At 72.6% G+C, this 21,013-nt stretch carries 20 protein-coding genes; 14 read left to right on the top strand and 6 right to left on the bottom strand.

What is annotated here, in order from left to right:
* The first annotated feature begins 1 nt into the window (after position 1).
* From nuoI to ABZS77_RS02930, 7 genes are all read left to right on the top strand, one after another.
* Entirely contained in the window at positions 2 to 643 is a 642-nt protein-coding gene (gene nuoI, locus ABZS77_RS02900) for an NADH-quinone oxidoreductase subunit NuoI (protein WP_007454597.1), read from the top strand.
* A complete protein-coding gene (locus ABZS77_RS02905; RefSeq protein ID WP_354816145.1) occupies positions 640 to 1,410 on the top strand; it encodes an NADH-quinone oxidoreductase subunit J in 771 nt (256 codons plus the stop codon). The genes nuoI and ABZS77_RS02905 overlap by 4 nt, the downstream gene beginning before the upstream one ends.
* A gap of 58 nt (positions 1,411 to 1,468) precedes the next feature.
* Positions 1,469 to 1,768, top strand: coding sequence for an NADH-quinone oxidoreductase subunit NuoK (nuoK, locus tag ABZS77_RS02910; RefSeq protein ID WP_030486270.1), 300 nt, complete (start codon positions 1,469 to 1,471; stop codon positions 1,766 to 1,768).
* Between the two features lie 11 nt (positions 1,769 to 1,779).
* Positions 1,780 to 3,705, top strand: coding sequence for an NADH-quinone oxidoreductase subunit L (nuoL, locus tag ABZS77_RS02915; protein WP_354816148.1), 1,926 nt, complete (start codon positions 1,780 to 1,782; stop codon positions 3,703 to 3,705).
* Between the two features lie 64 nt (positions 3,706 to 3,769).
* Positions 3,770 to 5,302, top strand: a complete 1,533-nt coding sequence (locus tag ABZS77_RS02920; RefSeq protein ID WP_354816150.1) for an NADH-quinone oxidoreductase subunit M — start codon at positions 3,770 to 3,772, stop codon at positions 5,300 to 5,302.
* Complete coding sequence (gene nuoN, locus ABZS77_RS02925; protein WP_354816153.1) at positions 5,299 to 6,852, top strand: NADH-quinone oxidoreductase subunit NuoN; 1,554 nt, start codon at positions 5,299 to 5,301, stop codon at positions 6,850 to 6,852. Before ABZS77_RS02920 ends, nuoN begins: the two co-directional genes overlap by 4 nt.
* Positions 6,853 to 6,942: 90 nt before the next feature.
* Positions 6,943 to 8,028, top strand: coding sequence for a polyprenyl synthetase family protein (locus ABZS77_RS02930; RefSeq protein ID WP_354816156.1), 1,086 nt, complete (start codon positions 6,943 to 6,945; stop codon positions 8,026 to 8,028).
* On the opposite strand, the gene ABZS77_RS02935 is transcribed toward ABZS77_RS02930, so the two are convergent.
* Positions 8,004 to 9,221: an MFS transporter gene (locus ABZS77_RS02935; protein ID WP_354816159.1), complete on the bottom strand. Its 1,218-nt coding sequence runs from the start codon at positions 9,219 to 9,221 to the stop codon at positions 8,004 to 8,006. The two genes, ABZS77_RS02930 and ABZS77_RS02935, sit on opposite strands and share 25 nt — an antisense overlap.
* Positions 9,222 to 9,375: 154 nt before the next feature.
* On the opposite strand from ABZS77_RS02935, the gene ABZS77_RS02940 reads away from it, so the two are divergent.
* The 3 genes from ABZS77_RS02940 to ABZS77_RS02950 all read left to right on the top strand — a co-directional run bounded on the left by ABZS77_RS02940 (position 9,376) and on the right by ABZS77_RS02950 (position 11,692).
* Positions 9,376 to 10,158 (top strand): IclR family transcriptional regulator C-terminal domain-containing protein, encoded by a 783-nt coding sequence (locus ABZS77_RS02940; protein WP_354816162.1) that lies wholly within the window; start codon positions 9,376 to 9,378, stop codon positions 10,156 to 10,158.
* A 305-nt stretch (positions 10,159 to 10,463) separates the two neighbouring features.
* A complete protein-coding gene (locus ABZS77_RS02945; protein ID WP_354817130.1) occupies positions 10,464 to 10,979 on the top strand; it encodes a sigma-70 family RNA polymerase sigma factor in 516 nt (171 codons plus the stop codon).
* Entirely contained in the window at positions 10,976 to 11,692 is a 717-nt protein-coding gene (locus ABZS77_RS02950; RefSeq protein WP_354816165.1) for a zf-HC2 domain-containing protein, read from the top strand. The genes ABZS77_RS02945 and ABZS77_RS02950 overlap by 4 nt, the downstream gene beginning before the upstream one ends.
* 33 nt (positions 11,693 to 11,725) lie before the next feature.
* Here ABZS77_RS02950 and rarD read toward each other — a convergent pair whose 3' ends face one another.
* From rarD to eccE, 4 genes are all read right to left on the bottom strand, one after another.
* Positions 11,726 to 12,637, bottom strand: coding sequence for an EamA family transporter RarD (rarD, locus tag ABZS77_RS02955; RefSeq protein WP_354816168.1), 912 nt, complete (start codon positions 12,635 to 12,637; stop codon positions 11,726 to 11,728).
* The gene (locus ABZS77_RS02960; protein ID WP_354816171.1) at positions 12,634 to 13,131 is read right to left on the bottom strand and encodes a GNAT family N-acetyltransferase; all 498 of its coding nucleotides are present in this window, start codon (positions 13,129 to 13,131) and stop codon (positions 12,634 to 12,636) included. The genes rarD and ABZS77_RS02960 overlap by 4 nt, the downstream gene beginning before the upstream one ends.
* 129 nt (positions 13,132 to 13,260) lie before the next feature.
* On the bottom strand, positions 13,261 to 13,647 hold the full coding sequence (locus ABZS77_RS02965; RefSeq protein WP_354816174.1) for a phage holin family protein: 387 nt from the start codon (positions 13,645 to 13,647) through the stop codon (positions 13,261 to 13,263).
* A 61-nt stretch (positions 13,648 to 13,708) separates the two neighbouring features.
* On the bottom strand, positions 13,709 to 15,583 hold the full coding sequence (gene eccE, locus ABZS77_RS02970; protein WP_354816177.1) for a type VII secretion protein EccE: 1,875 nt from the start codon (positions 15,581 to 15,583) through the stop codon (positions 13,709 to 13,711).
* A 261-nt stretch (positions 15,584 to 15,844) separates the two neighbouring features.
* Here eccE and ABZS77_RS02975 point away from each other — a divergent pair, with 261 nt between their 5' ends.
* Both ABZS77_RS02975 and ABZS77_RS02980 read left to right on the top strand, forming a co-directional pair.
* The gene (locus tag ABZS77_RS02975) at positions 15,845 to 16,165 is read left to right on the top strand and encodes a WXG100 family type VII secretion target (RefSeq protein WP_354816180.1); all 321 of its coding nucleotides are present in this window, start codon (positions 15,845 to 15,847) and stop codon (positions 16,163 to 16,165) included.
* Between the two features lie 22 nt (positions 16,166 to 16,187).
* Positions 16,188 to 16,481, top strand: a complete 294-nt coding sequence (locus tag ABZS77_RS02980) for a WXG100 family type VII secretion target (RefSeq protein WP_354816183.1) — start codon at positions 16,188 to 16,190, stop codon at positions 16,479 to 16,481.
* 145 nt (positions 16,482 to 16,626) lie between these two features.
* On the opposite strand, the gene mycP is transcribed toward ABZS77_RS02980, so the two are convergent.
* Positions 16,627 to 17,844, bottom strand: coding sequence for a type VII secretion-associated serine protease mycosin (gene mycP / locus ABZS77_RS02985; protein WP_354816186.1), 1,218 nt, complete (start codon positions 17,842 to 17,844; stop codon positions 16,627 to 16,629).
* 152 nt (positions 17,845 to 17,996) lie between these two features.
* Between mycP and ABZS77_RS02990 the strand changes: the two genes are divergently transcribed.
* Both ABZS77_RS02990 and ABZS77_RS02995 read left to right on the top strand, forming a co-directional pair.
* Positions 17,997 to 20,651: an SseB family protein gene (locus ABZS77_RS02990; RefSeq protein ID WP_354816189.1), complete on the top strand. Its 2,655-nt coding sequence runs from the start codon at positions 17,997 to 17,999 to the stop codon at positions 20,649 to 20,651.
* A complete protein-coding gene (locus tag ABZS77_RS02995) occupies positions 20,648 to 21,013 on the top strand; it encodes a hypothetical protein (protein ID WP_354817133.1) in 366 nt (121 codons plus the stop codon). Before ABZS77_RS02990 ends, ABZS77_RS02995 begins: the two co-directional genes overlap by 4 nt.

Below are 21,013 nucleotides of genomic sequence, written 5' to 3' on the forward strand. Positions count from 1 at the left end.
CGTGGGCGCGATCACCGGAACGTTCAAGGGATTCGGTGTCACCTTCTCGCACATGTTCAGGAAGGTCGTCACCACCGACTATCCGTTCAAGCCGCCGGTGTCGGCGCCGCGCTACCACGGGCGGCACATCCTCAACCGGCACCCGGACGGCCTGGAGAAGTGCATCGGCTGCGAGCTGTGCGCGTGGGCCTGCCCGGCGGACGCGATCTACGTCGAGGGTGGCGACAACACCGACGAGCAGCGCTTCTCGCCTGGTGAGCGGTACGCCAGCACCTACCAGATCAACTACGCGCGGTGCATCTTCTGCGGGCTCTGCATCGAGGCCTGCCCGACCCGTTCGCTGACCATGAGCAACGAGTACGAGCTGGCCCGGGACAACCGGCAGGACCTGATCTTCACGAAGGAGCAGCTGCTCGCTCCGCTGCTCGAGGGCATGGAGCAGCCGCCGCACCCGATGCGCCTGGGCGACAGCGAGAAGGACTACTACGTCGGCGCGCTCGACAACCCGGGCACCTCCGCCGGTGCCGAGACGTCCCCGATGGGCCCCGGCCGCTACCAGGTCGAGGAGCACCCCGGTGTGACGTTCCCGGGTGCCGAGCAGGCCGCCCAGCGCGCGGCGGCCGGCAAGGGAGAGGGAGCATGACCACGTCAACGGTGCTGGCCGCGGCGGGCGGGGTGTCCGGCGGCGAGGAGGTCACCTTCTGGATCCTCGCGCCGCTCGCCCTGATCGGCGCGATCGGGATGGTGGCCGCCCGCAACGCGGTGCACTCCGCGCTCTGGCTGGTGCTCACCATGCTCTGCCTGGGCGTGTTCTACGTACTCCAGGCCGGGCCGTTCATCGGCATGGTGCAGATCATCGTCTACACCGGCGCGATCATGATGCTCTTCCTGTTCGTGCTGATGCTTGTCGGCCGCGACTCCACGGACTCGCTGATCGAGACGCTGCGCGGCCAGCGGGTCGCCGCGATCGTGCTCGGGCTGGGCTTCGCCGGCCTGGTCGGCGGGGCGCTCTACCGGGCGCTGGAGGGCACCACCGCCGTCGGCCTGGAGCAGGCCAACGCGGAGGGCAACGTGCAGGGCATCGCACGGCTGCTCTTCACCAAGTACGTCTTCGCGTTCGAGCTGACCTCGGCGCTGCTCATCACCGCCGCGGTGGGCGCGATGGTGCTCGCGCACGTCGAGCGGCGCAAGCAGGACAAGATCGACCAGCCGTCGACGATGAAGGCCCGCTTCGCACCGGGCAACTACCCCGGCCCGAAGCCGGGCCCCGGCGTCTTCGCGACCTCGTCCTCGGTGGCCACCCCGGCGCGGCTGCCGGACGGCCGGCTCACCGAGCGCAGCACGCCGGACATCCTGCCGGTGCGTGAGCTGACCGCGCAGGAGACCACCCTGAAGGGGACGGACCAGTGAGCGCGAGGAGTGCAGCGAAGCGGAGCCCCGCAGTCGCGAACGAAAGGCGAGCCCAGTCATGACACCCGACTACTACCTGGTGTTGGCCGCGGTGCTGTTCACCATCGGCGCCGCCGGGGTGCTCGTCCGGCGCAACGCGATCGTGCTCTTCATGTGCGTGGAGCTGATGCTCAACGCGGCCAATCTGACGCTTGTCACCTTCAGCCGGATCAACGGTGACCTCAACGGTCAGATCATGGCGTTCTTCGTGATGGTGGTGGCGGCGGCCGAGGTCGTGGTCGGGCTCGCGATCATCATGTCGATCTTCCGGACTCGACGCTCGGCGAGCGTCGACGACGCCAACCTGCTCAAGTACTAAGGGGCAAGCAAGTGGAAGAGACTGTGCAGTACGCCGGTGCCACGGGCTTGCTCGGCAGCGTTTGGCTGCTGGTGGCGATCCCGCTGGTCAGCGCGGCCATCCTGCTGCTGCTCGGCCGTCGGGCCGACCGCTGGGGGCACTGGTTGGGCGTCGCCGCCATCGGTGCCGCTTTCGTGCTCGGCCTGGCCTTCTTCTTCCAGCTGCGTGGCCTGGAGAACAAGTCGGTCGAGCTGAGCCTCTGGGACTTCATCGCGGTCGGTGACCTCCGCGTCGACTTCGGTCTGCTGTTCGACCCGCTCGCCGCGGTCTTCGTGCTGCTGATCACCGGGGTGGGTTTCCTGATCCACCTGTACGCGGTGGAGTACATGGCGCACGACAGTGGCCGCCGCCGGTTCTTCGCGTACTTCAACCTGTTCGTCGCGGCCATGCTGCTGCTGGTGCTCGGCAACAACTACGTGATGTTGTACTTCGGCTGGGAGGGCGTCGGTCTGGCGTCGTACCTGCTGATCTCCTTCTGGTACGGGAGGCCGAGCGCGGCCACCGCCGGCAAGAAGGCGTTCCTGATGAACCGAGTCGGCGACGCCGGTCTGGCCGTCGGCATCTTCATCATGTTCGCCACGCTCGGCACCACCCAGTACGACGAGGTATTCAACGGCGTCGGCGCCTTGACCGCCACCACGGTGCTGGTGCTCGGCCTGCTGCTGCTGCTCGGCGCGGCCGGCAAGTCCGGCCAGTTCCCGCTCCAGGCGTGGCTGCCGGACGCCATGGAGGGCCCGACCCCGGTGTCGGCGCTCATCCACGCCGCGACCATGGTCACGGCGGGCGTCTACCTGATCGCACGCTCCAACCCGATCTTCTCCGCGAACTCGACGCTCCAGCTCGTGGTCGTCAGCGTCGGCGCGCTCACCCTGCTGATGGGCTGCATCATCGGCGCGGCCAAGGACGACATCAAGCGGGTGCTCGCCTGGTCGACGGTGAGCCAGATCGGCTACATGTTCCTCGGCGTCGGCCTGGGCGGCGGGGCGTACGCGCTGGCGATCGTGCACCTGCTCGCGCACGGTTTCTTCAAGGCCAACATGTTCCTGGGCGCCGGTTCGGTCATGCACGGCATGAAGGACCAGGTCGACATCCGCCGCTTCGGGGGGCTGTCGAAGTACATGAAGGTCACCTGGTTGACCTTCATGATGGGCTGGCTGGCCATCATCGGCATGTTCCCGTTCTCCGGCTTCTTCTCCAAGGAGCCGATCATCGTGGCCGCCTTCGAGCGGGACGACTGGACCGCCTGGCTCTTCGGCGGCGCGGCGCTGCTCGGCGCCGGGCTGACCGCGTTCTACATGACCCGGCTGTTCGTGCTCACGTTCCACGGCCCGAAGCGGTGGACCGAGGACATCGAGCACCCGCACGAGTCGCCGAAGCTGATGACGATTCCGCTCATCCTGCTGGCGGTCGGCTCGGTCGGCGCCGGTTTCCTGCTCTCCACGTCCGTTCCGGACTGGCTGACGGCGACCGGCGGACTCGGCGGCGAGCACGCCGAGCACGAGGCGGTCCTCTCGCACGCCGTGATCACCACGCTGTCGCTGCTGGTCACTGTGCTCGGCGCCGGGCTGGCCTGGTTCCTGTTCCGGGCCGGGACGGCCACCGCGCCGCAGCCGGCAGGTGTGCTGGTCACCGCCGCCCGGCGCAACCTCTACACCGACGCGGTGAACGAAGCGGTGTTCGAGAAGCCGGGCATCTTCCTCACCCGGGCGCTGGTCTTCCTCGACAACCGGGGCATCGACGGGCTGGTCAACGGGCTCGCCGCCGCGGTCGGCGGTGGATCGGGCCGGCTCCGGCGGATGCAGACCGGCTTCGTCCGCTCCTACGCCACCTCGATCCTGGCCGGTGCGCTGCTGGTGATGGCGGCGTTCCTGGCGGTGCAGGCGGGGTGGTTGGCGTGATCGACCTCTTTCCGGCCGCCCCCGCCGGCGGACTACGGATCCACGACGGAGGTAAGGCCGCATAATGTCCAACTTCCCGTTCCTCTCGGTGCTCACGGTGGCGCCCCTGGTGGGCGCCCTGGTGGTGGCCTTCCTGCCGCGCCACCGGCCGGAGCTGGCCAAGCAGGTGGCGTTCGCCTGGTCACTGCTCGTGCTGGTGCTGTCGGTGGTGATGTGGGTCAGCTTCAACGCCGGCGGTGACCGGTTCCAGTTCCGCGAGTCGTACTCGTGGATCCCGAACTGGGGTGTCAGCTTCACCTTCGCCGCCGACGGCATCGCGCTGGTGATGCTGATGCTGATCGCGGTGCTGGTGCCGCTGGTGATCCTGGCGTCCTGGCACGACGCCGAGTCGTCGAAGCGGTCGGTGCCCGTCTACTTCGCGCTGCTGCTGGTCCTCGAATGCACGATGATCGGCGTCTTCGCGGCCGCCGACGTCTTCCTGTTCTACGTGTTCTTCGAGGTCATGCTCGTCCCGATGTACTTCCTCATCGGCAGCTACGGCGGCCACCAGCGGCAGTACGCGGCGGTGAAGTTCTTCCTGTACTCGCTCGTCGGCGGTCTGTTCATGCTGGCCGCGGTGATCGGCCTGTGGGTGGTCGGCGGCAAGACGTTCGACTGGCAGGCGCTGTCGCAGGTCGACATCAGCACCGGCACCGAGCGCTGGCTGTTCCTCGGGTTCTTCCTCGCGTTCGCCATCAAGGCGCCGTTCTTCCCGTTCCACACCTGGCTGCCGGACGCCGGTGGCGCCGCACCGGCGGGAGCCGCGGCGCTGCTGGTCGGTGTGCTGGACAAGGTGGGAACGTTCGGCATCCTGCGGTACTGCCTGCCGCTGTTCCCCGAGGCGTCGAAGTGGTTCGCGCCGTGGGCGCTGGCGCTGGGCGTCATCGGCATCGTGTACGCCGCGCTGCTGGCGGTCGGTCAGAACGACCTCAAGCGGTTGGTGTCGTACACCTCGATCGCGCACTTCGGCTTCATCGGGGTGGGCATCTTCGCGTTCACCACGCAGGCCGGCACGGGCGCGGTGCTCTACATGCTCAACCACGGTCTGGCCACCGGGCTGCTGTTCCTGGTGGTGGGCATGCTGATCGCCAGGCGCGGCTCGTCGTTGATCAGTGACTTCGGTGGGGCGGGCAAGCTGGTCCCGGTGCTCGCCGGCGTGCTGTTCTTCGCCGGTCTGGCCTCGCTCGCGCTGCCCGGCACCGCGCCGTTCATCTCCGAGTTCCTGGTGCTGATCGGCACGTTCACGGTGAACAAACCGGTCGCGGTCATCGCGACGCTCGGCATCATCCTGGCCGCCGCGTACGTGCTGTGGATGGTGCAGCGCACCACCCAGGGCACGCTCAACCCGGCTCTCACCGAGGTCGACGGGATGCGCAAGGACCTCAACCTGCGCGAGAAGTTCGTGGTCGCCCCCCTGATCGCGCTGATCGTGCTGCTCGGCTTCTATCCCAAGCCGGTCACTGACGTGATCAACCCGGCCGTCCAGGCGACCATGGACGACATCGGCAGGACCGACCCCGCCCCGTCGGTGGGCACCGTCCAGGAGGCGGCAAAGTGACCGAGTTGAAACTGCCGTCGCTGGACTACGCGGCGCTCGCCCCGATCCTGATCATGCTGGGCACCGCGTTGCTCGGCGTGCTCGTCGAGGCGTTCGTGCCGCGGCGTTCGCGGCACCTGGTACAGCTGACGTTGGCGCTGCTGGCGGTGCTCGCCGCGCTGACCATGGTGGTCTTCAACGCCGACGACCGGATCATCACCGCCGGCCAGGCTCTCGCGGTGGACGGGCCCACGCTGTTCCTGCAGGGCGCGATCCTCGTGCTGGCCGCGATGGCGTTGCTGCTGATCGGTGACCGCTCGGTGGAGCGCGGCGGCGCGTTCGTCGCCCAGGCGGCGGTGACCGCCGAGTCGGCCGACGACCGGCGGCAGGCCGAGGGACGCAACGGGCTCACCGAGGTCTACCCGCTCACCACGTTCGCGATCGGCGGCATGCTGATCTTCGTGGCGGCGAACGACCTGCTGACCATGTTCATCGCCCTGGAGGTCTTCTCCCTGCCGCTCTACCTGCTCTGCGCGCTGGCCCGTCGCCGGCGTCTGCTGAGCCAGGAAGCGGCGATGAAGTACTTCCTGCTCGGCGCGTACGCCTCGGCGTTCTTCCTGTTCGGTGTGGCCCTGATCTACGGGTTCACCGCCGGGATGCCGGGTCGGACGGCCGGCGTCGACTTCGCCACCATCAACGCGGCGGTGTCCGAGTCGCCGGCCAGCCCGGTGCTGCTCTTCGCCGGCATGGCGCTGCTCGCCATCGGTCTGCTCTTCAAGGCGGCGGCGGCCCCGTTCCACGTGTGGACGCCTGACGTCTACCAGGGCGCGCCCACCCCGGTCACCGGGTTCATGGCGGCCTGCACCAAGGTCGCCGCGTTCGGCGCGCTGCTGCGCGTCTTCCACGTCGCGTTCGCCGATGCCGGCTGGGACTTCACGCCGGTGCTCGGCGCGGTCGCGGTGCTGACCATGCTGATCGGCGCGGTGCTCGCGGTCACCCAGACCGACATCAAGCGGCTGCTCGCGTACTCCTCGATCGCCAACGCCGGCTACCTGCTGGTCGGTGTGCTGGCGCCGAGCAAGGACGGGCTGTCCGGCACGATGTTCTACCTGGTCGCGTACGGGTTCTCGGTGCTTGCCGCGTTCGCGGTGGTGACGCTGGTGCGCGACGCCGACGGGGAGGCCACCCACCTCTCCCGTTGGGCCGGTCTGGGCCGGCGGTCGCCGTTCTTCGCCGGGCTGTTCACGTTCATCCTGCTGGCCTTCGCGGGTATCCCGCTGACCAGCGGCTTCACCAGCAAGTTCGCGATCTTCGGGCCGGCCCTGGAGGAGGGGCACGCCTGGCTGGTGATCGCGGGTGTGCTGACCAGCATGGTGCTGGCGTTCCCGTACCTGCGGGTCGTGGTGATGATGTGGCTGTCCGAGCCGGGCGAGTCCACCCCGACCGTCACCGTGCCGGGCGGGCTGACCTCCGCCGCGCTGATGATCGGCGTACTGGCCACCCTGGTGCTCGGTGTCGCCCCGGCGCCGCTGCTCGATCTGGCCGCCGGAGCTGCCGAATTCGTTCGATGACGCGAGTCCCGACGATCGGAGGCCGGTACGCGTTCGCGTGCCGGCCTCCGGTGCGTATCCCCAACCCGGAGCAGGTAGAACGGGTGTGGCATGGTTGATGGCGTGGTGAATCCGGCTGGCGAGCGTTCAGGTGCCCCCGGCTCCGGCGGTCGTCGGGGTTGGGCGAGCACGAGTCAGTTCGGCGCGCTCGGCCTTCATCTCGCCGATCCCCGCGTCGAGGCGTCCGTGCTGGGTCTGCTGGACGCGGTGGAGGTCGAGCTGCGGGCCAGCGTGGCGAGCGCGGACCCGTTCGTGGAGGAGGCGGCCCGGCATCTGCTGGAGGCCGGCGGGAAGCGGTTCCGTCCTCTGCTGGTGGCGCTGGGCGCCCAGTTCGGTGATCCGAGCGGCCCGCAGGTCGTACCTGCCGCCGTCGTGATGGAACTCACGCACCTGGCGACGCTGTACCACGACGACGTGATGGACGAGGCTGCCGTCCGCCGGGGTGCGCCGAGTGCGAACTCCCGCTGGACCAACTCGGTGGCCATCCTGGTCGGCGACTATCTCTTCGCCCGCGCGGCGGACATCGCGGCCGACCTGGGCCCGGAGGCGGTCCGGTTGCAGGCGCGCACCTTCGCCCGCCTGGTGCACGGTCAGATCGCGGAGACGGTGGGTCCGCGTGCCGGCGACGACCCGGTCGCGCACTACCTCAGTGTCATCGCCGAGAAGACCGGGTCGCTCATCGCCACGTCGGTCCGGTTCGGCGGCATGTTCGGTGGTGCCCCCGTCGAGCAGGTCGAGGCTCTCGCCGGCTACGGCGAGACGATCGGCGTCGCGTTCCAGCTCACCGACGACCTGCTGGACATCGCCTCCGAGTCGGTGCAGTCGGGCAAGACGCCGGGCACGGACCTGCGCGAGGGTGTTCCGACCCTGCCGGTGCTCTACGCCCGCGCGGCGGACGACTCCGACGCCTCCTCGGTGCGGCTGCGGGAGATCCTGGCGACCGGTCCGCTGACCGACGACGCCCTGCACGCGGAGGCGTTGGGGCTGCTCCGGGAGAGCCCGGCGCTCAAGCGGGCACGGGAGACCGTGCGCAGCTACGCCGAGGACGCCCGCGCCCGTCTGGCTCCCCTTCCGGCCGGCCCGTCGCGTCGCGCCCTCGAATCGCTCTGCGACTACATCGCCGACCGCACCAGCTGATCCTCGTTCCGGGCGGTGCCGGCGGCGGTCAGCAGCCGACTGCCGACGAGCATGAGGGCGGCGGCGAGCAGCATGGACACCGCCGCCGTGGACCACATCACCGGATAGCCGGCGTGGGCGGCGAGCGGGCCGAGGGTCAGCGGGCCGAGGCAGCCGCCCGCGTACACCCCGGTCTGTGTGATCGACGTGGCGGTGGCCGGGGCCTGCGGGTGTAGCCGCACCACCGCGAAGTTCACCAGACCGGGCCACGCCCAGCCCAGGCCGAAGCCGAGCACCACGCCCGCGACCAGCGGCACCGTGCCGGTCAGCGCGAGCAGTGCCAGTCCGACGGCGCCGACCACCAGCATCGCGGCGATCAGCGCGATGTGGCCGCCAGCGCGCCGGTCGGCCAGCCACCCCGCGCCCACCCGGGCCACCACGCAGACGGCGCTGCCCAGGGTGAGGGTGAGGCCGGCGAGGCCCGGGGACAGGCCTCGGGCGGCCGCGGAGTCCACCAGGAAGGTGCCGAGCGCGTTCGCCGCGGCGGCGGCGAGTGTCGCCGCCGCGCCGACCACCACGAGCGCCCCGGTGGCCCGGCCGGCCCGCCCGCCGCCGGTCCGGCGGGCCGAACCGGCCTGCTGCCGGGGTACGAGCGGCAGCGTCGTCAGCGCCGCGCCGGCGGCTGCCACGAACGCCCAGCGCCAGCCGGCGGTCAGCGCGATGGTGGGCACCGCCGCGCCGGCCAGCAGCGTGGAGACCGGGATGGCGGCCTGCTTGACGCCGAACGACAGGCCCTGCCGGCGGGCCGGCACGTGCTGGGCGAGGGCCGCGTTGCTGGCCAGCTGGCCGAGGGCGTTCGCGGCGGCGCTGAGCGCCAGCAAACCCACCAACACCGGGTACGACCGGGCGAGTGCCGCCACGGCCAGCATCGACCCGGCGGCCAGCAGGATGCCGCAGCGGGCCACCACAGCCGGCCCGTACCGTTCGACAAGGCGACCCGAGGGCACCGACGCGAGCGCGCTGACCCCGAAGTAGACGGCCACGGCCACGCCCAGGCCGGCCGGGGTGAAGCCGACGTCCGCGCCCATCTGCACGGCGAGGCCGCCGAGCAGGAAGACGGGCAGTACGCAGGCCACCGTGGTGGCGACGGCGCCGGCGCTGGCCCGCACCGGTCGGAGGCGGGCGGTGGTCGGGGTGAGGGGTGTGTCGTTCATCGTCCGGCAAACCTACGTGAGCGGTGCTCAGAGCACTCGTGGTGACCGTCAGGGCACACCCAGTGGATGGTGATCTGGCATCCTCGACCCGAACAGGCATTTCGCACCGGGCCTGTATTTCATATGGTGTAAGTCCCCGGCGGCGGAGGTGGTTGTGCGCGACCCCTTGGCAGAACCTTCGGACCTGATCCGCAGCGTCTCCAGAGCGCTGCGGGTGCTGGAGTCGGTCGGTCGCGCCCCGAAGGGCCTGACCGTCAAGCAGATCGCACGGCGGTGCGAGCTGACCGTCGCCACCACCTACCACCTGGTGCGCACCCTGGCCTACGAGGGCTACGTGATCCGTCGCGAGGACGGCACGTACATCGTGGGGTTGGAGGTGGCCGACCGCTACCGCGAGCTGGTCACCGCGTTCCGGGGGCCGCCGGCGGTCGGTGAGGCGCTCCGCCGCGCCGCCCTGGACACCGGCTACAGCCACTACCTGGGCCGCTTCGTCGGCGGTCAGGTGGCCCTCACCGCGGTCGCGGAGGGGCACCGGTCGCCGTACCTGGAGGATCTGGTCCCCGGGTTCGACGAGGGCGCGCACGCCACAGCCCTCGGCAAGGCGCTGCTGGCCACCCTCACCGCCGACCAACGCTTCCGCTACCTGCGGGAGTACGGCATGCGGCCGTTCACCAGCGCCACGTTGACGAGCAACGAGACGTTCGAGGCCGACCTGGCCGCCGGCGACCGGCGGGGGATGCAGCTGGAGCTGGGGCAGTTCCGGCAGGGCGTGGCCTGCGCGGCGGTGCTCGTCACACCGGACAAGGACATGGAACGCCGCGTCGTGCTGGCGTGCGCGCTGCCGGCCAGCGAGATGATGACCTCGGCCCGGGTGGTACGCGCCAAACTGCTCACGGTCGCCCGCAGCGTCGCCGACGGCATCGCCGCCGACCACTGACCCCGTACGGCCGAGAGGCCCTCTCCCGGGCTGGGAGAGGGCCTCTCGGGGCGGTCCAGGGCCGGACCACCGGAGGCCGCAGCCTCGCCGGCCCTGCCACGGTCGGTGTTGTTGGTCAGCGCCACGTACACCTTGCCGGTGGGGTGGCTGGGCGGCCCCAGCGCAATGTGAAGCAGGCGTGGACACCCGCCCGGGTGGGTACCGACCCGCGGCCGGTCTGACCTCGGGCTGAACCGTTCGGCGTCACCGCACGTATTCCCGGGCGGACGCACCGCCGGACGCGCGCCGGAAGCGAGGAGACCGCCATCAGCGACCACGACGCCCAACTGCTGCGCGCGCTGCACGACGAGCACGCGGAGGCGCTGTACGCGCACGCGCTGCGGCTGGTCAACGGCGACCGGCAGCGCGCCGAGGACCTGGTGCAGGAGACGCTGCTGCGGGCCTGGCGGCACCCGGAATCGCTCGACCCCCGCCGGGGTTCGGTACGCGCCTGGCTCTTCACCACCGCCCGCAACCTGGCCATCGACGCCTGGCGGCGACGGTCCACCCGGGTCGGTGAGGTGTTCACCGACGAGATGCCGGAGCCACCCGAGGTCGTCGACGAGGCCGAACGCGCGGTGGAGGCGTGGACCGTCGCCGAGGCGTTGAACCGGCTCAGCCCCACCCACCGCGAGGTGCTCATCGAGTGCTTCTACCAGGGGCGGTCGGTGGCCGAGGCGGCGTCGCGGCTGGGTGTGCCACCTGGCACCGTCAAGTCCCGCACCCACTACGCGCTGCGGTCACTACGGTTGGTCCTGGCTGAGATGGGAGTGACGGGATGACCCGGTGCGAGTTCGCGCACGACGACGGCGCGTACGTGCTGGGCGCCCTGGCCCCCGCCGAACGGGCCGCCTACGAACGGCACCTCGCCGGCTGCGCCGAGTGCCGGGACGCCGTCGCCGAGATCGCCGTCCTACCCGGACTGCTCGGCCGCCTCGACCCGTCCGGGCTGGAGCAGTTCCTCCCACCCCCGACCCCACCCCGGGTGCCCGCGCTGCTCGAGGAGGCCCGCGCCCGCCGGCGCCGCGAGCGGTGGTCCAACCGCCGGGGGTACGCGGTGACCGCGCTGGTCGCCGCCGCGATGGCGTTGGTGGTCGGCGCTGGCACCGCCGCGATGCTGCGGAACACCCCGGGCACCCAGGCGCCGCCGAGCGCCGTGGGGACCCCCGGCCCACGGGTGTCGATGGTGTCCATGCGGCCGGCGGCCGCGGTCGGGCCGGTGCACGCCGAGATCGGGCTGACCAGCACCAAGTGGGGCACCGAGGTGACCATGCGCTGCGGGTACGACCCCCGGACGAGTTACGGCAAGGCGTACCCGTTCCGGCTGGTGGCGCACGGTCCGAACGGCGCCAGCGAGCAGATCGGCTCCTGGCTCGCCGCGCCGGGCGACAGCCTCCAGTTCACCGGCGCCACGAGGTTCACCGACGCGGAACTGGTGAGCGTGGAACTCCAACGGGCCGACGGCACGACCCTGCTGACCTACGCCGTCCCCTGAGCCCCGCACCCACCCGCGCGGCCGACGGCGGGGTCAGGGGGTGGCGGCGGAGAGGCGGGCGGCCTGGCGGGACTGGCGGGTGTGCCGGATCGCGTCGGCGGTGAAGACCACCAGGGCGAGCCAGACCAGCGCGAACCCGGCGAGCCGGGCCGGCGGCATCGGCTCGTGGAAGATGAGCACACCGCAGGCGAGCTGGAGGATCGGCGCCAGATACTGGATCATGCCGAGGCCGGTCAGTGGCAGCCGGTTGGCGGCCCCGGCGAAGAGCAGCAGCGGGATCGCGGTGGCCGCGCCGGCCAGCACCAGCAGGGCCGTGTGTCCGGCCGAGACGTGCCCGAAGGCCATGCCGCCCCGGTAGGACAGCCAGATCAGGTAGCCGAGTGCGGGCAGCGCCAGCACGGCCGACTCGACGAACAGTCCCTCGGCGGCCGGCAGCCCGAGCCGCTTCTTGATCAGGCCGTACCCGGCGAAGCTGAACGCCAGGGTCAGCGCCAGCCAGGGCAGACGGCCGTAGTCCACGGCGAGCACCGCGACCGCCGACCCGCCGATGCCCAGCGCCACCCACTGCCCCGGACGCAGCCGCTCCCGCAGCACCGTCACCCCGAGCAGCACCACCACGAGGGGGTTGATGAAGTAACCGAGCGCGGTCTCCACCACCCGGTCGGAGCTGACCCCGTAGATGTAGGTGCCCCAGTTCACCGCGATCAGCGCGGCGGCGGCGACGATCCCGGCCACCGCCCAGCGTCGGCGCAGCAGCGCCCGCAGGAAACCGATGTTGCGCAGCGCGCCCAGCAGCAGCGCCACGAAGAGCACCGACCAGACGATCCGGTGGGCCAGGATCTCCAGTGGGCCGGCGGGTCGCAGCAACTTGAAGTAGAGCGGGAAGAAACCCCACAGCAGGTACGCGCCGATGCCGTAGAGGTATCCCAGGCGGAGTGGCGTCACGGCTCCACCGTAAGGGGTCCAGCCGTGCGCTGTTCCTTTCCGGTGATCGGGGTCACCGGGGGTCGCTGGTCGAGGTTCATCCACCGCTCCGGAGCGTCCAGCGGCGTGAAGCCCGCCCGCGCGTACACCTGGTGCGCGTCTTTCGTGCTCAGCAGGATCCGGCGTACGCCCAGCTCGGCCAGGTGGTCGCGGACCGCGGCGGCGAGCCAACCGCCCAGACCGTCGCCCCGGGCGGCGCGGTCCACGTACACGTCGCAGAGCCAGGCGAAGGTGGCGCGGTCGGTGACCACCCGGGCCACCGCCACCTGGCGGCCGTCCCCGGGCCGGTAGACGCCGAACGGCAGGGAACCCGCGAACGCCCGCTCGACCGTCTCCCGGTCCCGCCCCAACGCCCAGTACGCGTCGGTGGACAACCAGTGGTGTACCAGGGCCAGGTCGAGCCGGGCCGGGTCGGTGCTGAGCAGGTGGCCATCGGTGCGGGTCAGCGTGAACACCCAGCGACGCTAGCTGCCGCGATGGGCACGCTCGCCTGCCAATTCCCGAACTCTGGTCACCGGCCCCGCCGGGGCCCCGACCGTGGTCGGAGCCCCGCGCGGGCCGGGTCGGTACGCGCCGGTCGCCGGTCAGTCCCGGTCGAGGACGGCGCCGAGGATCCAGGTCACGATGCTCACGAAGAGGGCACCGAGCACCGCCGCCGGCCAGAAACCGTCCACCGAGAACGGCAGTCCGGCCTGGTCGGCGATCCAACTGGTGAGCAGGAACAGCAGCCCGTTGACCACGAGCGCGATGAGGCCCAGCGTCAGCAGGTAGAAGCCGCAACCGACGGTCTTGATGATCGGCTGGAGGACCGCGTTGACCACGCCGAAGATCACCGCCACCAGGAGCAGCGTGGTCACCGTCTCCACAGCGGAGCTCGACTCCAGAGAGATGCCCGGGATGAGGAACGTGGCCAGCCAGAAAGCCAGCGCTGTGCTGGCCAGCCGAATCAGCAGACCTTTCAGAAAACCCATGGCGGGGATCGTGCCACGACACCGGCGGCGACGTAACCCGCCAGTTCGCCGCGCCACCAGGTCAGCCGCGCGCTACCCGGCCGATCAACTGTGCCTCGATCGGGGTCGGGTGGAGCAGCGCCCAGCGCAGGGCCCGCCGGTTCACCACGGCCACCATGTCGTCCCGCATCCGGGTCAGCCACTCGGCCGAACCGCCAAGCCCCAGCGCCGCACCGGCCAGTGCGGCCTCGGCCGCGCCCAACGGCTGCAACACCGCCAGGTCCGCACGACTCAGCACGTCGGTGTCGGCGGAGGTCAGCTCGTCCCGCACCACGAGCGTGGTCCGCCACGGGGCGCCCGGCTCCGCCTCGGTCGGCACCGGCCCCGCGTCGACCACCAGCAGCAACGGCCGCAGCGCGGTCGCCACCCCGTCGGCCACCGGCCGGCCGGGCGGGATCAGCGGGATCGTCCCACCCGGCGCGCCCACCCCCCGGACGAACGGCTCCCAGACGCGTGGCCGCGAGGTCTGCACCACCACCAGCGCGCCCAGCGCCATCGCGCGCAACGCCACCAACTGGGCGGCGCGTACGCCACCGACCAGCAGCACCCTCGTGCTCTCCGGCCGGAACAGTCGCACGGTGACCGCGCCGGCGTGCCGGTTGGTGCCGACCATGATCCCCGCCTGGCCGAGGGTCAGCTCCCAGTCGTCGAGCGCCGGTCGGGGCTGCGCGTCCGCCGTCGCCAACGCCAACGGCAGGGTGGCCGCCAACCCCCGCAGATGTGCCCCGTCGAGCCGCCGGAGCGCCCCGCCCAGGCCGGTCACGAGCCGGTGCAGAGCCTCGGCCGCCAGGGTCAGCTCGGTCGTCGTCCCGGCGGCCAGCCGTACGGTCAGCTCGGTCGGCACCTCGGCGGCGCCACTGGCCGGCGGCGGGCCGGCGCAGATCGACACGGTCGTCGCCGTCGCCGGCAGCGCGAGCAGCCGGGGCGCCAGACGGCGGGCGCCCACGCCGTCGGCGTCCGGCCAGTGGGTCAGCCGGAAGGTGGCCTGGACCAGTGAGCCGGACCGCAGTACCGGCCAGGACTCCCGCGCCGGGTGACCGTCGTCGTGGTGGGCCAGCTCGCCCAGGACACGCAGCGCCGCGGGTACGCCGAGCGGCCGCGCGGTCAGCGACCCCAGCCGGCGCACGATGCGGCGCACCGTGCCGGCGAGCACCCGGCGCAGGGCCTCCTCGGACCAGCCGTCGGCCCGCAGCACCCGCACCGCCAGCAGCGCCTGCTCCCGCCCGGCCAGCCGCCCGTCGGTGAGCTGCCGGTACGACGTGCCGACCGTGCCGCCGACCGCCGGCACCGGCGCGGGCGCCCCGGCGAGCAGCAGTTGGATCCGCAGCGGGGGGACGTCCACCCCCGGTGCGGGCAGCAGGGCGGACGGGGCGGGGATCGCCCGCGACGCGTCGCCGAGCAGATCAGCGGGGTCGCCGAGCTCCAGCAACGCGACGATGCCCCCGGTGTCCTCCAGCACCGCCGCCGGACCGTCGGACAACTCCGTCGAGTGGACCACGGCACCCGGCGCGACAAGGTCGAGCAACTCGGCGGGCCCCGCCGGCCCGGCCAGCGCCCTCCGGCGGGTCAGGTGCCCGACGGCGGTGCCGAGCCACTCGAAGAGCCACCGACCCCGGAGCCGGACCCCGGCGGCCACCAGCAGCAGCGTCGCCCCCGTCACGGCCGCGACCGTCACCGGAGCGCTCCGGCCGAGGGTGGCCAGGACGAGTGCCACCGCGACCTGTGCGGTGACCAGCTGGCCGGCGCGTACCCCGGCGCCGACCTGCGCGAGAGTCGTCCACCGGCCACCGCGTCGACCAGGCCCGGTGGCGCCCGGCCCCCCGGGAACGCCGCCGGCGACGGGGTTCGGCCCGGTCGGGGTCCGCTGCCGCGGGCCTCCGGTGGTGATCGCCGGCACCGAGCCTCCTCGACCAGTGTGGACGGCACCCGTCACGCGCCGCGACGTGGCTGCCGCACATCGTAAACGACCGATGGCTGGCGTGGTTGTCCACAGGGGATCGGTCGGGGGTAGCAGAACCGCTACCAGGCCGCTACCGTCAGCCACGAAGTTCATCGCTGACCCGCGTCCGCCGTGCGTCGACGAGCGGGCAAAGCGACCGACGCGTCCTCCGGGCGCGTCGACGGCCAGGCGCGATCGAGGAGACGAGGTGACGTCCGGGTGTCCCAGACCCAGGCAGAAGCCGCGGTGATGAAGCAGACCGCCGCGAAGTTCGAGCAGGTGGATCAGTCGTTGCAGTCCATGCTGACCGGCCTGCTGGCCGAGCTGGAGGTGTTGCAGCAGGCCTGGCGCGGCGCCGGTGGGCGCTCGTTCGAGCAGGTCAAGCGGCAGTGGTCGCAGGACCAGGCGGCGCTGCACCGCGCCCTGCGGGAGACCGCCGGGGCGATCCGCACCGCCGGTCGGCAGTACGACGTCTCGGACGACGAGGCGGCCAGCCGGGTGGCCGGCACCAACCGCGGCGGCATCCAACTGCCGCTCTGACCCCGCTCGGGAGGGAGCTCCGATGGACAACGGTGTGCTGGTCGTCAACTTCACCGCGCTTCAGCAGGCCGGTGCGGACATCCAGAAGGCCCTGAACACGCTCGACTCGCAGCTCGGCCAACTCGAACGCGACGCCGCGCCGCTGGTGGCCGGTTGGGAGGGTGAGGCCCGGGAGGCGTACGAGCAGCGTCAGGCGCGGTGGCGGGCCGCCTCGCAGGACCTCCAGGCGATGCTGCGTGACATCAGGCTGGCGGTGAACGACTCCGCCGCCGACTATCTGGACACCGAGAAGAAGAACACCGGGCTGTTCCAGTGATCCCGGTGGGCCGGGAGCACTGACCATGTCCGGGTCCGCGCCCCGGCCGGCCCCGGCCGGGGCGATCCCCGGTGGTCCGCTGTCCGGTGGCGCGCTGTCCGGTGGTCCGCTGTCCGGCGGCGGGGAGGGCGGCGGGCCGGTGAGGTCAGGCCGGGTCGGCGGGCCGCCAGCGTCGGCGTGCGCCCCGGGGCAGCACCAGGGCGAGCAGCACCACGGCACCTGCCGTCGTCCCGACCACAGCCCCGATCACCAGGGCCCGGTTGCGGGCCGCGTCGCGGCGGGCGTCGCGGGCCAGTTGCGCGGCGTCGGCCCGGTCGTCGGCGAGCGTGGCCACCGTCCGAGGCCCGGCCGGCTGACCGGGGCCGGTCTCGGTGACCGCCCGGTACGGGTTGAGCACGCCCGCGCCGTACCCGCCGCCATGACCCGGACCGGGCGCCGGATCGGTGGTCGCGACGATCCGCTCAACCACCTGCGCGGCGGTCAGCTCGGGCCGGTACTGGCGCAGCAGGGCGGCGGTGGCGGCCACGAACGGCGCCGCGTAACTGGTTCCCTCGACCCGCTGGTGGCCCTGCCCCGGCGCGGCGGTCAGCACCTCGCTGCCCGGCGCGACCAGGTCGACGTACGGGCCGGTCTGCGAGAACCCGGCCCGCGTGCCGTCCGCCCCGATCGCGCCCACCCCGAGCACCCCGTCGTACGCGGCCGGGAACGGGTGGGGATCACCGCTGTCGTGCAGGTTGCCGGCGGCGGCCACCAGCACCACGTCCCGCTGGACGGCGTACGCGACGGCGTCGTGGACGGCCGGGTCGTCGGCGTACAGGACGACGGACAGGTTCACCACGTCGGCGTCGTGGTCGACGGCCCACCGGATGGCCCGGGCGAACTCGGCGGCGCTGACCGTACGCCCCGACTCCCGTCCCTGCACCACCTGCTGCTCACTCACCCGTACCGGCAGGATCCGGGCGTCCGGCGCGAGGCCGTGGAAGGCGACGCCGGGCTGGGGTCGGGCCGCGATGATGCTCGCCACGCCGGTGCCGTGTCCGGCGCAGTCGCGGCTGCCGTCTCCGCCCGGGTCGAGCAGGTCGGTGCCGGCCAGCACCTGCCCGGCCAGTTGCGGGTGGGTCCGGTCGACACCCGAGTCGACCACCGCGACCGTCACTCCCGCGCCGGTGGCCAGTGGCGCGAGCCGGGCGGGGTCGTACCGTTGCAGTGTCCACGGCTGGGCCGGGACCGGGCGGACGGGGGCCAGCGGGGTGGCGCAGGTCGGTGCGGCCAGCGCGTCGGCGGCGCCGATGGGCAGTGCCGGTGCGCTCAGCAGACTGGCCGCCAGGCCTGCGAGGACCGGGCGCGCGATCGACCGGGACATCGACGGCCTCCGTATCGTGTCGGCTCCGGGACGGGATGTTATCCCCTCGTCGGCGCCCCGGCGGACCGCCGCCGGCCAGCAATTGTGATCTTGATACCACCTTGTAGGTTGTACGCGATACCTGTGGCCTGTTCTCGGAAGGAGAGGTGGCCGTGACCGAATGGGAGCCGGCCACGGAGGCCGAGGTGGCGATGCGGGACGCGCTGCGCGCCAACGACCAGGAGTTGTACTTCCGGCTCCTGTCCCGCACCGATCTGCTGTTGCCGGTCGCCGCGCCCGCGGTGGCTGGCCAGGCGTCGCCCGGTTGGGGCACCTGGACCACCGGTGGCCGCACCCACGTGCTGGCGTTCACCTCCGCCGCCGCGCTGCGGGCCTGCCTCGGTGACCATCCGGGCAGCAACCGGCGGGTCCCGTTCACCGATCTCGCGGTCGGTTGGCCCAACCACGAATGGTGGCTCGCGGTCAACCCCGGGTTGCCGGTGGAGGGCTACCTGCCCGCCTGGTTCGTCTCCCAACTCTCCCGCGGTGACGTCCGGCTGCCCGGGCGCGCGATGGGCGCCCGCGCTCGACTGGAGCGGGCCGAGACCCTCGCCCGCACCCGTGGCGGCATGACCGGTCGGGACGCCGCGGGAGCGCCGCCCGCGACCGGCCCCGCGCCATCCGGTGCCACCCCGCCGCCCGGCCCGGATCCGGTGGCGGCCCCGCCCGTGCGACCCGCGCCGCCACGGGCCGCCGTCCCGCGCCCGATCAATCCGCTGGCCTCGGGCACGTCGCGGAGCACGTCCAATCCGGGCGATCTGTCACGCCTGTCCGGCACGGACGACATGCCGGCCGCCGGCCAGCGGCATCCGAACGCCGTGCCGCGCGCCGATTCCGTGCCGGGCCGCCCGGCCGCACCCCGGTTCGCGCCGCCCGCCGACCGTTCCGGTGCCGCTCCCACCGAGCAGAGCCCACCCGCGGCCGGCCGGCCGTCGGTGGCTCGGGCCGGCGACGCCGTGGCCGCCCCGACCAACGGCACCGCCCAGGGCGACAGGCGTTCCTTCTTCGAACCGGCGTCCGCCCGGGACCGCGCCGCTGGCCCGACGCCGGGCGGGGGCCGCCCCGGCGACCGGGCCACACCGCCGTCCCGCTTCGCGCGGGGCAGCCAGCCGTTTCCCCGCCGCCGGCCGGCCGACGCGGCTACCGCCGACGGCACCACACGGGCCTTCCCGATGACCGACGCGACGGTCACCCGGCCGTTGCGGCCGCCGTCCGGCGACCCGCTGACCCCCCACGGGGTACGACCCGCTCCCGACGACGAGCCCACGCAGCCGCTGCCCCCGCGCCACCCGGACCCGCTGGCCGAGGAGCCCACCCGCGCGTTCCGGGCGACCGGTGGGTCAGCGCCGGTCCAGCCGGACCTGTCGGCCGAGGAGACCCAGGCGATCCCGCGTCGCCGGCCGGCGGAGCAGGCCCGGTACGAGCCGGTGGAGGAGTTGTCGCCGTCCATCGCGGAACCGGTCTCCGGTCCGCCAGCGCCACGCCGTGGCTTCACGCCCATCGTCATCGAGGGCACGATCATCGAGTCCCGCGACCTGACCGAGCCGATCGGGGCCGGTCAGCCCGTCGACGACGTGCTCGGTGACCAGGCCGGCGGCGACCGCGTCGACCCCGCGCCGCCCCACCCGGACAGCGTCCCCGCGCCGCCCCACCCGGACAGCGTCCCCGCGCCTCCGCGCGCGGCCGGCGGCACACCGTCGCCTCGGCCGGAACCGGTGTGGCCGGACACCGACGACGGCGACCCGTACGCGGCCGTGGGCGGCGAGGAGCCGAGCCCACCGGAGCCGGTGCCGGTCGACTTCGAGCCGGCGAACACGGTCGAGGAGGACCTGCTCAACGCCGCCGGCGCGGGCAGCACCGACACGTTCCTGTCCACCCTGCTGCTGGCCCGGGTGCTGCTGCCCGCCGCGCCGGAGTCGGTGCCGGGCAGCCGTCCCGGCGACCCGGGTTTCGTCTGGCGTACCGGCCAGCTCGACGGCGAGACGTACGTGGTGGTCTACACGTCGGCGGAACGCCTCGCCGACCACACCGACGGTGACGTGGACACGGTCCGGGTGAAGTTCGCCCAGCTGATCCGCCGCTGGCCGGACGAGGACTGGTCGTTCGCCGTCAACCCGGGCACCCCGGTCGGCGCGAAGCTGCCCGGCGAGCAGATCGTCGCCCTGGCCAACTGGGCCGCCGAGGTCGGGCTCGGAGACGACCTGGAGGTCGACACCGAGGAGGCGCCGGCCGTGGCCGAGCCCGCCGCCCGCCCCCGGTACGCTCCGGCGGCGGTCGACCCGGCCCGCCCGACCGTGATGCAGAAGGCGATCGCGCCCAGCCAGCTCACGTACTACCTGGAGCGCGGGTACGACCGGGTGTCCGGCTTCGTGCACCGGGCGGGCGAATTGGCCCACCTGACCACGCCGGCCCAGCTGTACGACGCGCTCGGCCTCAACTATCCGGCCTCGCCGTTCGTGCGGGACGCCGAGGAGATCTACGTGCTGCGCTGGCCGGCGCACCGGCCCAGCCTCTACCGGATCCCGTACGGGGGGCAGAACGAGCCGGCGATGCGGGCCATGGAGGGCTGGGTCATCGAACGCCCACCGTTCCGGGGTAACGGCTTCGCACCCGGAGAGAGCAGCGACGTGGTGGCCGAGTTCAAGGTGGACAGCGCCCGGCTGCCGCACGGCGCGCAGCTCTGGCGAATCGGCGCGGACGGCACCGAACGGGTGATCGCGTCGCTCGACACGGACGCGGTGGTGTGGCGACGGGTTCCGGAGGCGTGATGCGCGACGGCTACGTGGCCCGCTGGCGGGGTCGGGAGTACCAGGCCAGCCCGGACGGCGACGACATCCGGCTGTACCAGCCCGAACCGGGCGAGGGCTTCGAGGAGATCCGGCCCGGCCGGTACGTGCGCGTCCTGCCGGCCGGCGACATCGAGGACCTGGCGTACGTGCGTACCACCTGCACCTGGCAGGGGCAGCCGTTCATCGTGCTCGGTGAGCACGACGCCTGGCTGCGCGTCGAGTACACCGGCGGTCGTTGGCCGGTGGCCGAGGCGATGCGGCTGGAGGTCTTCGACTTCGGCGTCTACCAGGGCTGGGCGCCGGCAGCCGAGGTCACCGACCTGCGGGAGCAGCGGGTCTGA

The organism is Micromonospora sp. NPDC005298 (genome assembly GCF_040607375.1).
Classification (GTDB): domain Bacteria; phylum Actinomycetota; class Actinomycetes; order Mycobacteriales; family Micromonosporaceae; genus Micromonospora.

What these genes read in the sequence shown, in the direction of transcription:
- ABZS77_RS02905 (WP_354816145.1), top strand. Translation starts at nt 640, where the DNA reads ATGACCACGTCAACGGTGCTGGCCGCGGCGGGCGGGGTGTCCGGCGGC.
- nuoK (WP_030486270.1), top strand. Translation starts at nt 1,469, where the DNA reads ATGACACCCGACTACTACCTGGTGTTGGCCGCGGTGCTGTTCACCATC.
- ABZS77_RS02920 (WP_354816150.1), top strand. Translation starts at nt 3,770, where the DNA reads ATGTCCAACTTCCCGTTCCTCTCGGTGCTCACGGTGGCGCCCCTGGTG.
- ABZS77_RS02930 (WP_354816156.1), top strand. Translation starts at nt 6,943, where the DNA reads ATGGTTGATGGCGTGGTGAATCCGGCTGGCGAGCGTTCAGGTGCCCCC.
- ABZS77_RS02935 (WP_354816159.1), bottom strand. Translation starts at nt 9,221, where the DNA reads ATGAACGACACACCCCTCACCCCGACCACCGCCCGCCTCCGACCGGTG.
- ABZS77_RS02950 (WP_354816165.1), top strand. Translation starts at nt 10,976, where the DNA reads ATGACCCGGTGCGAGTTCGCGCACGACGACGGCGCGTACGTGCTGGGC.
- ABZS77_RS02965 (WP_354816174.1), bottom strand. Translation starts at nt 13,647, where the DNA reads ATGGGTTTTCTGAAAGGTCTGCTGATTCGGCTGGCCAGCACAGCGCTG.
- ABZS77_RS02980 (WP_354816183.1), top strand. Translation starts at nt 16,188, where the DNA reads ATGGACAACGGTGTGCTGGTCGTCAACTTCACCGCGCTTCAGCAGGCC.
- mycP (WP_354816186.1), bottom strand. Translation starts at nt 17,844, where the DNA reads ATGTCCCGGTCGATCGCGCGCCCGGTCCTCGCAGGCCTGGCGGCCAGT.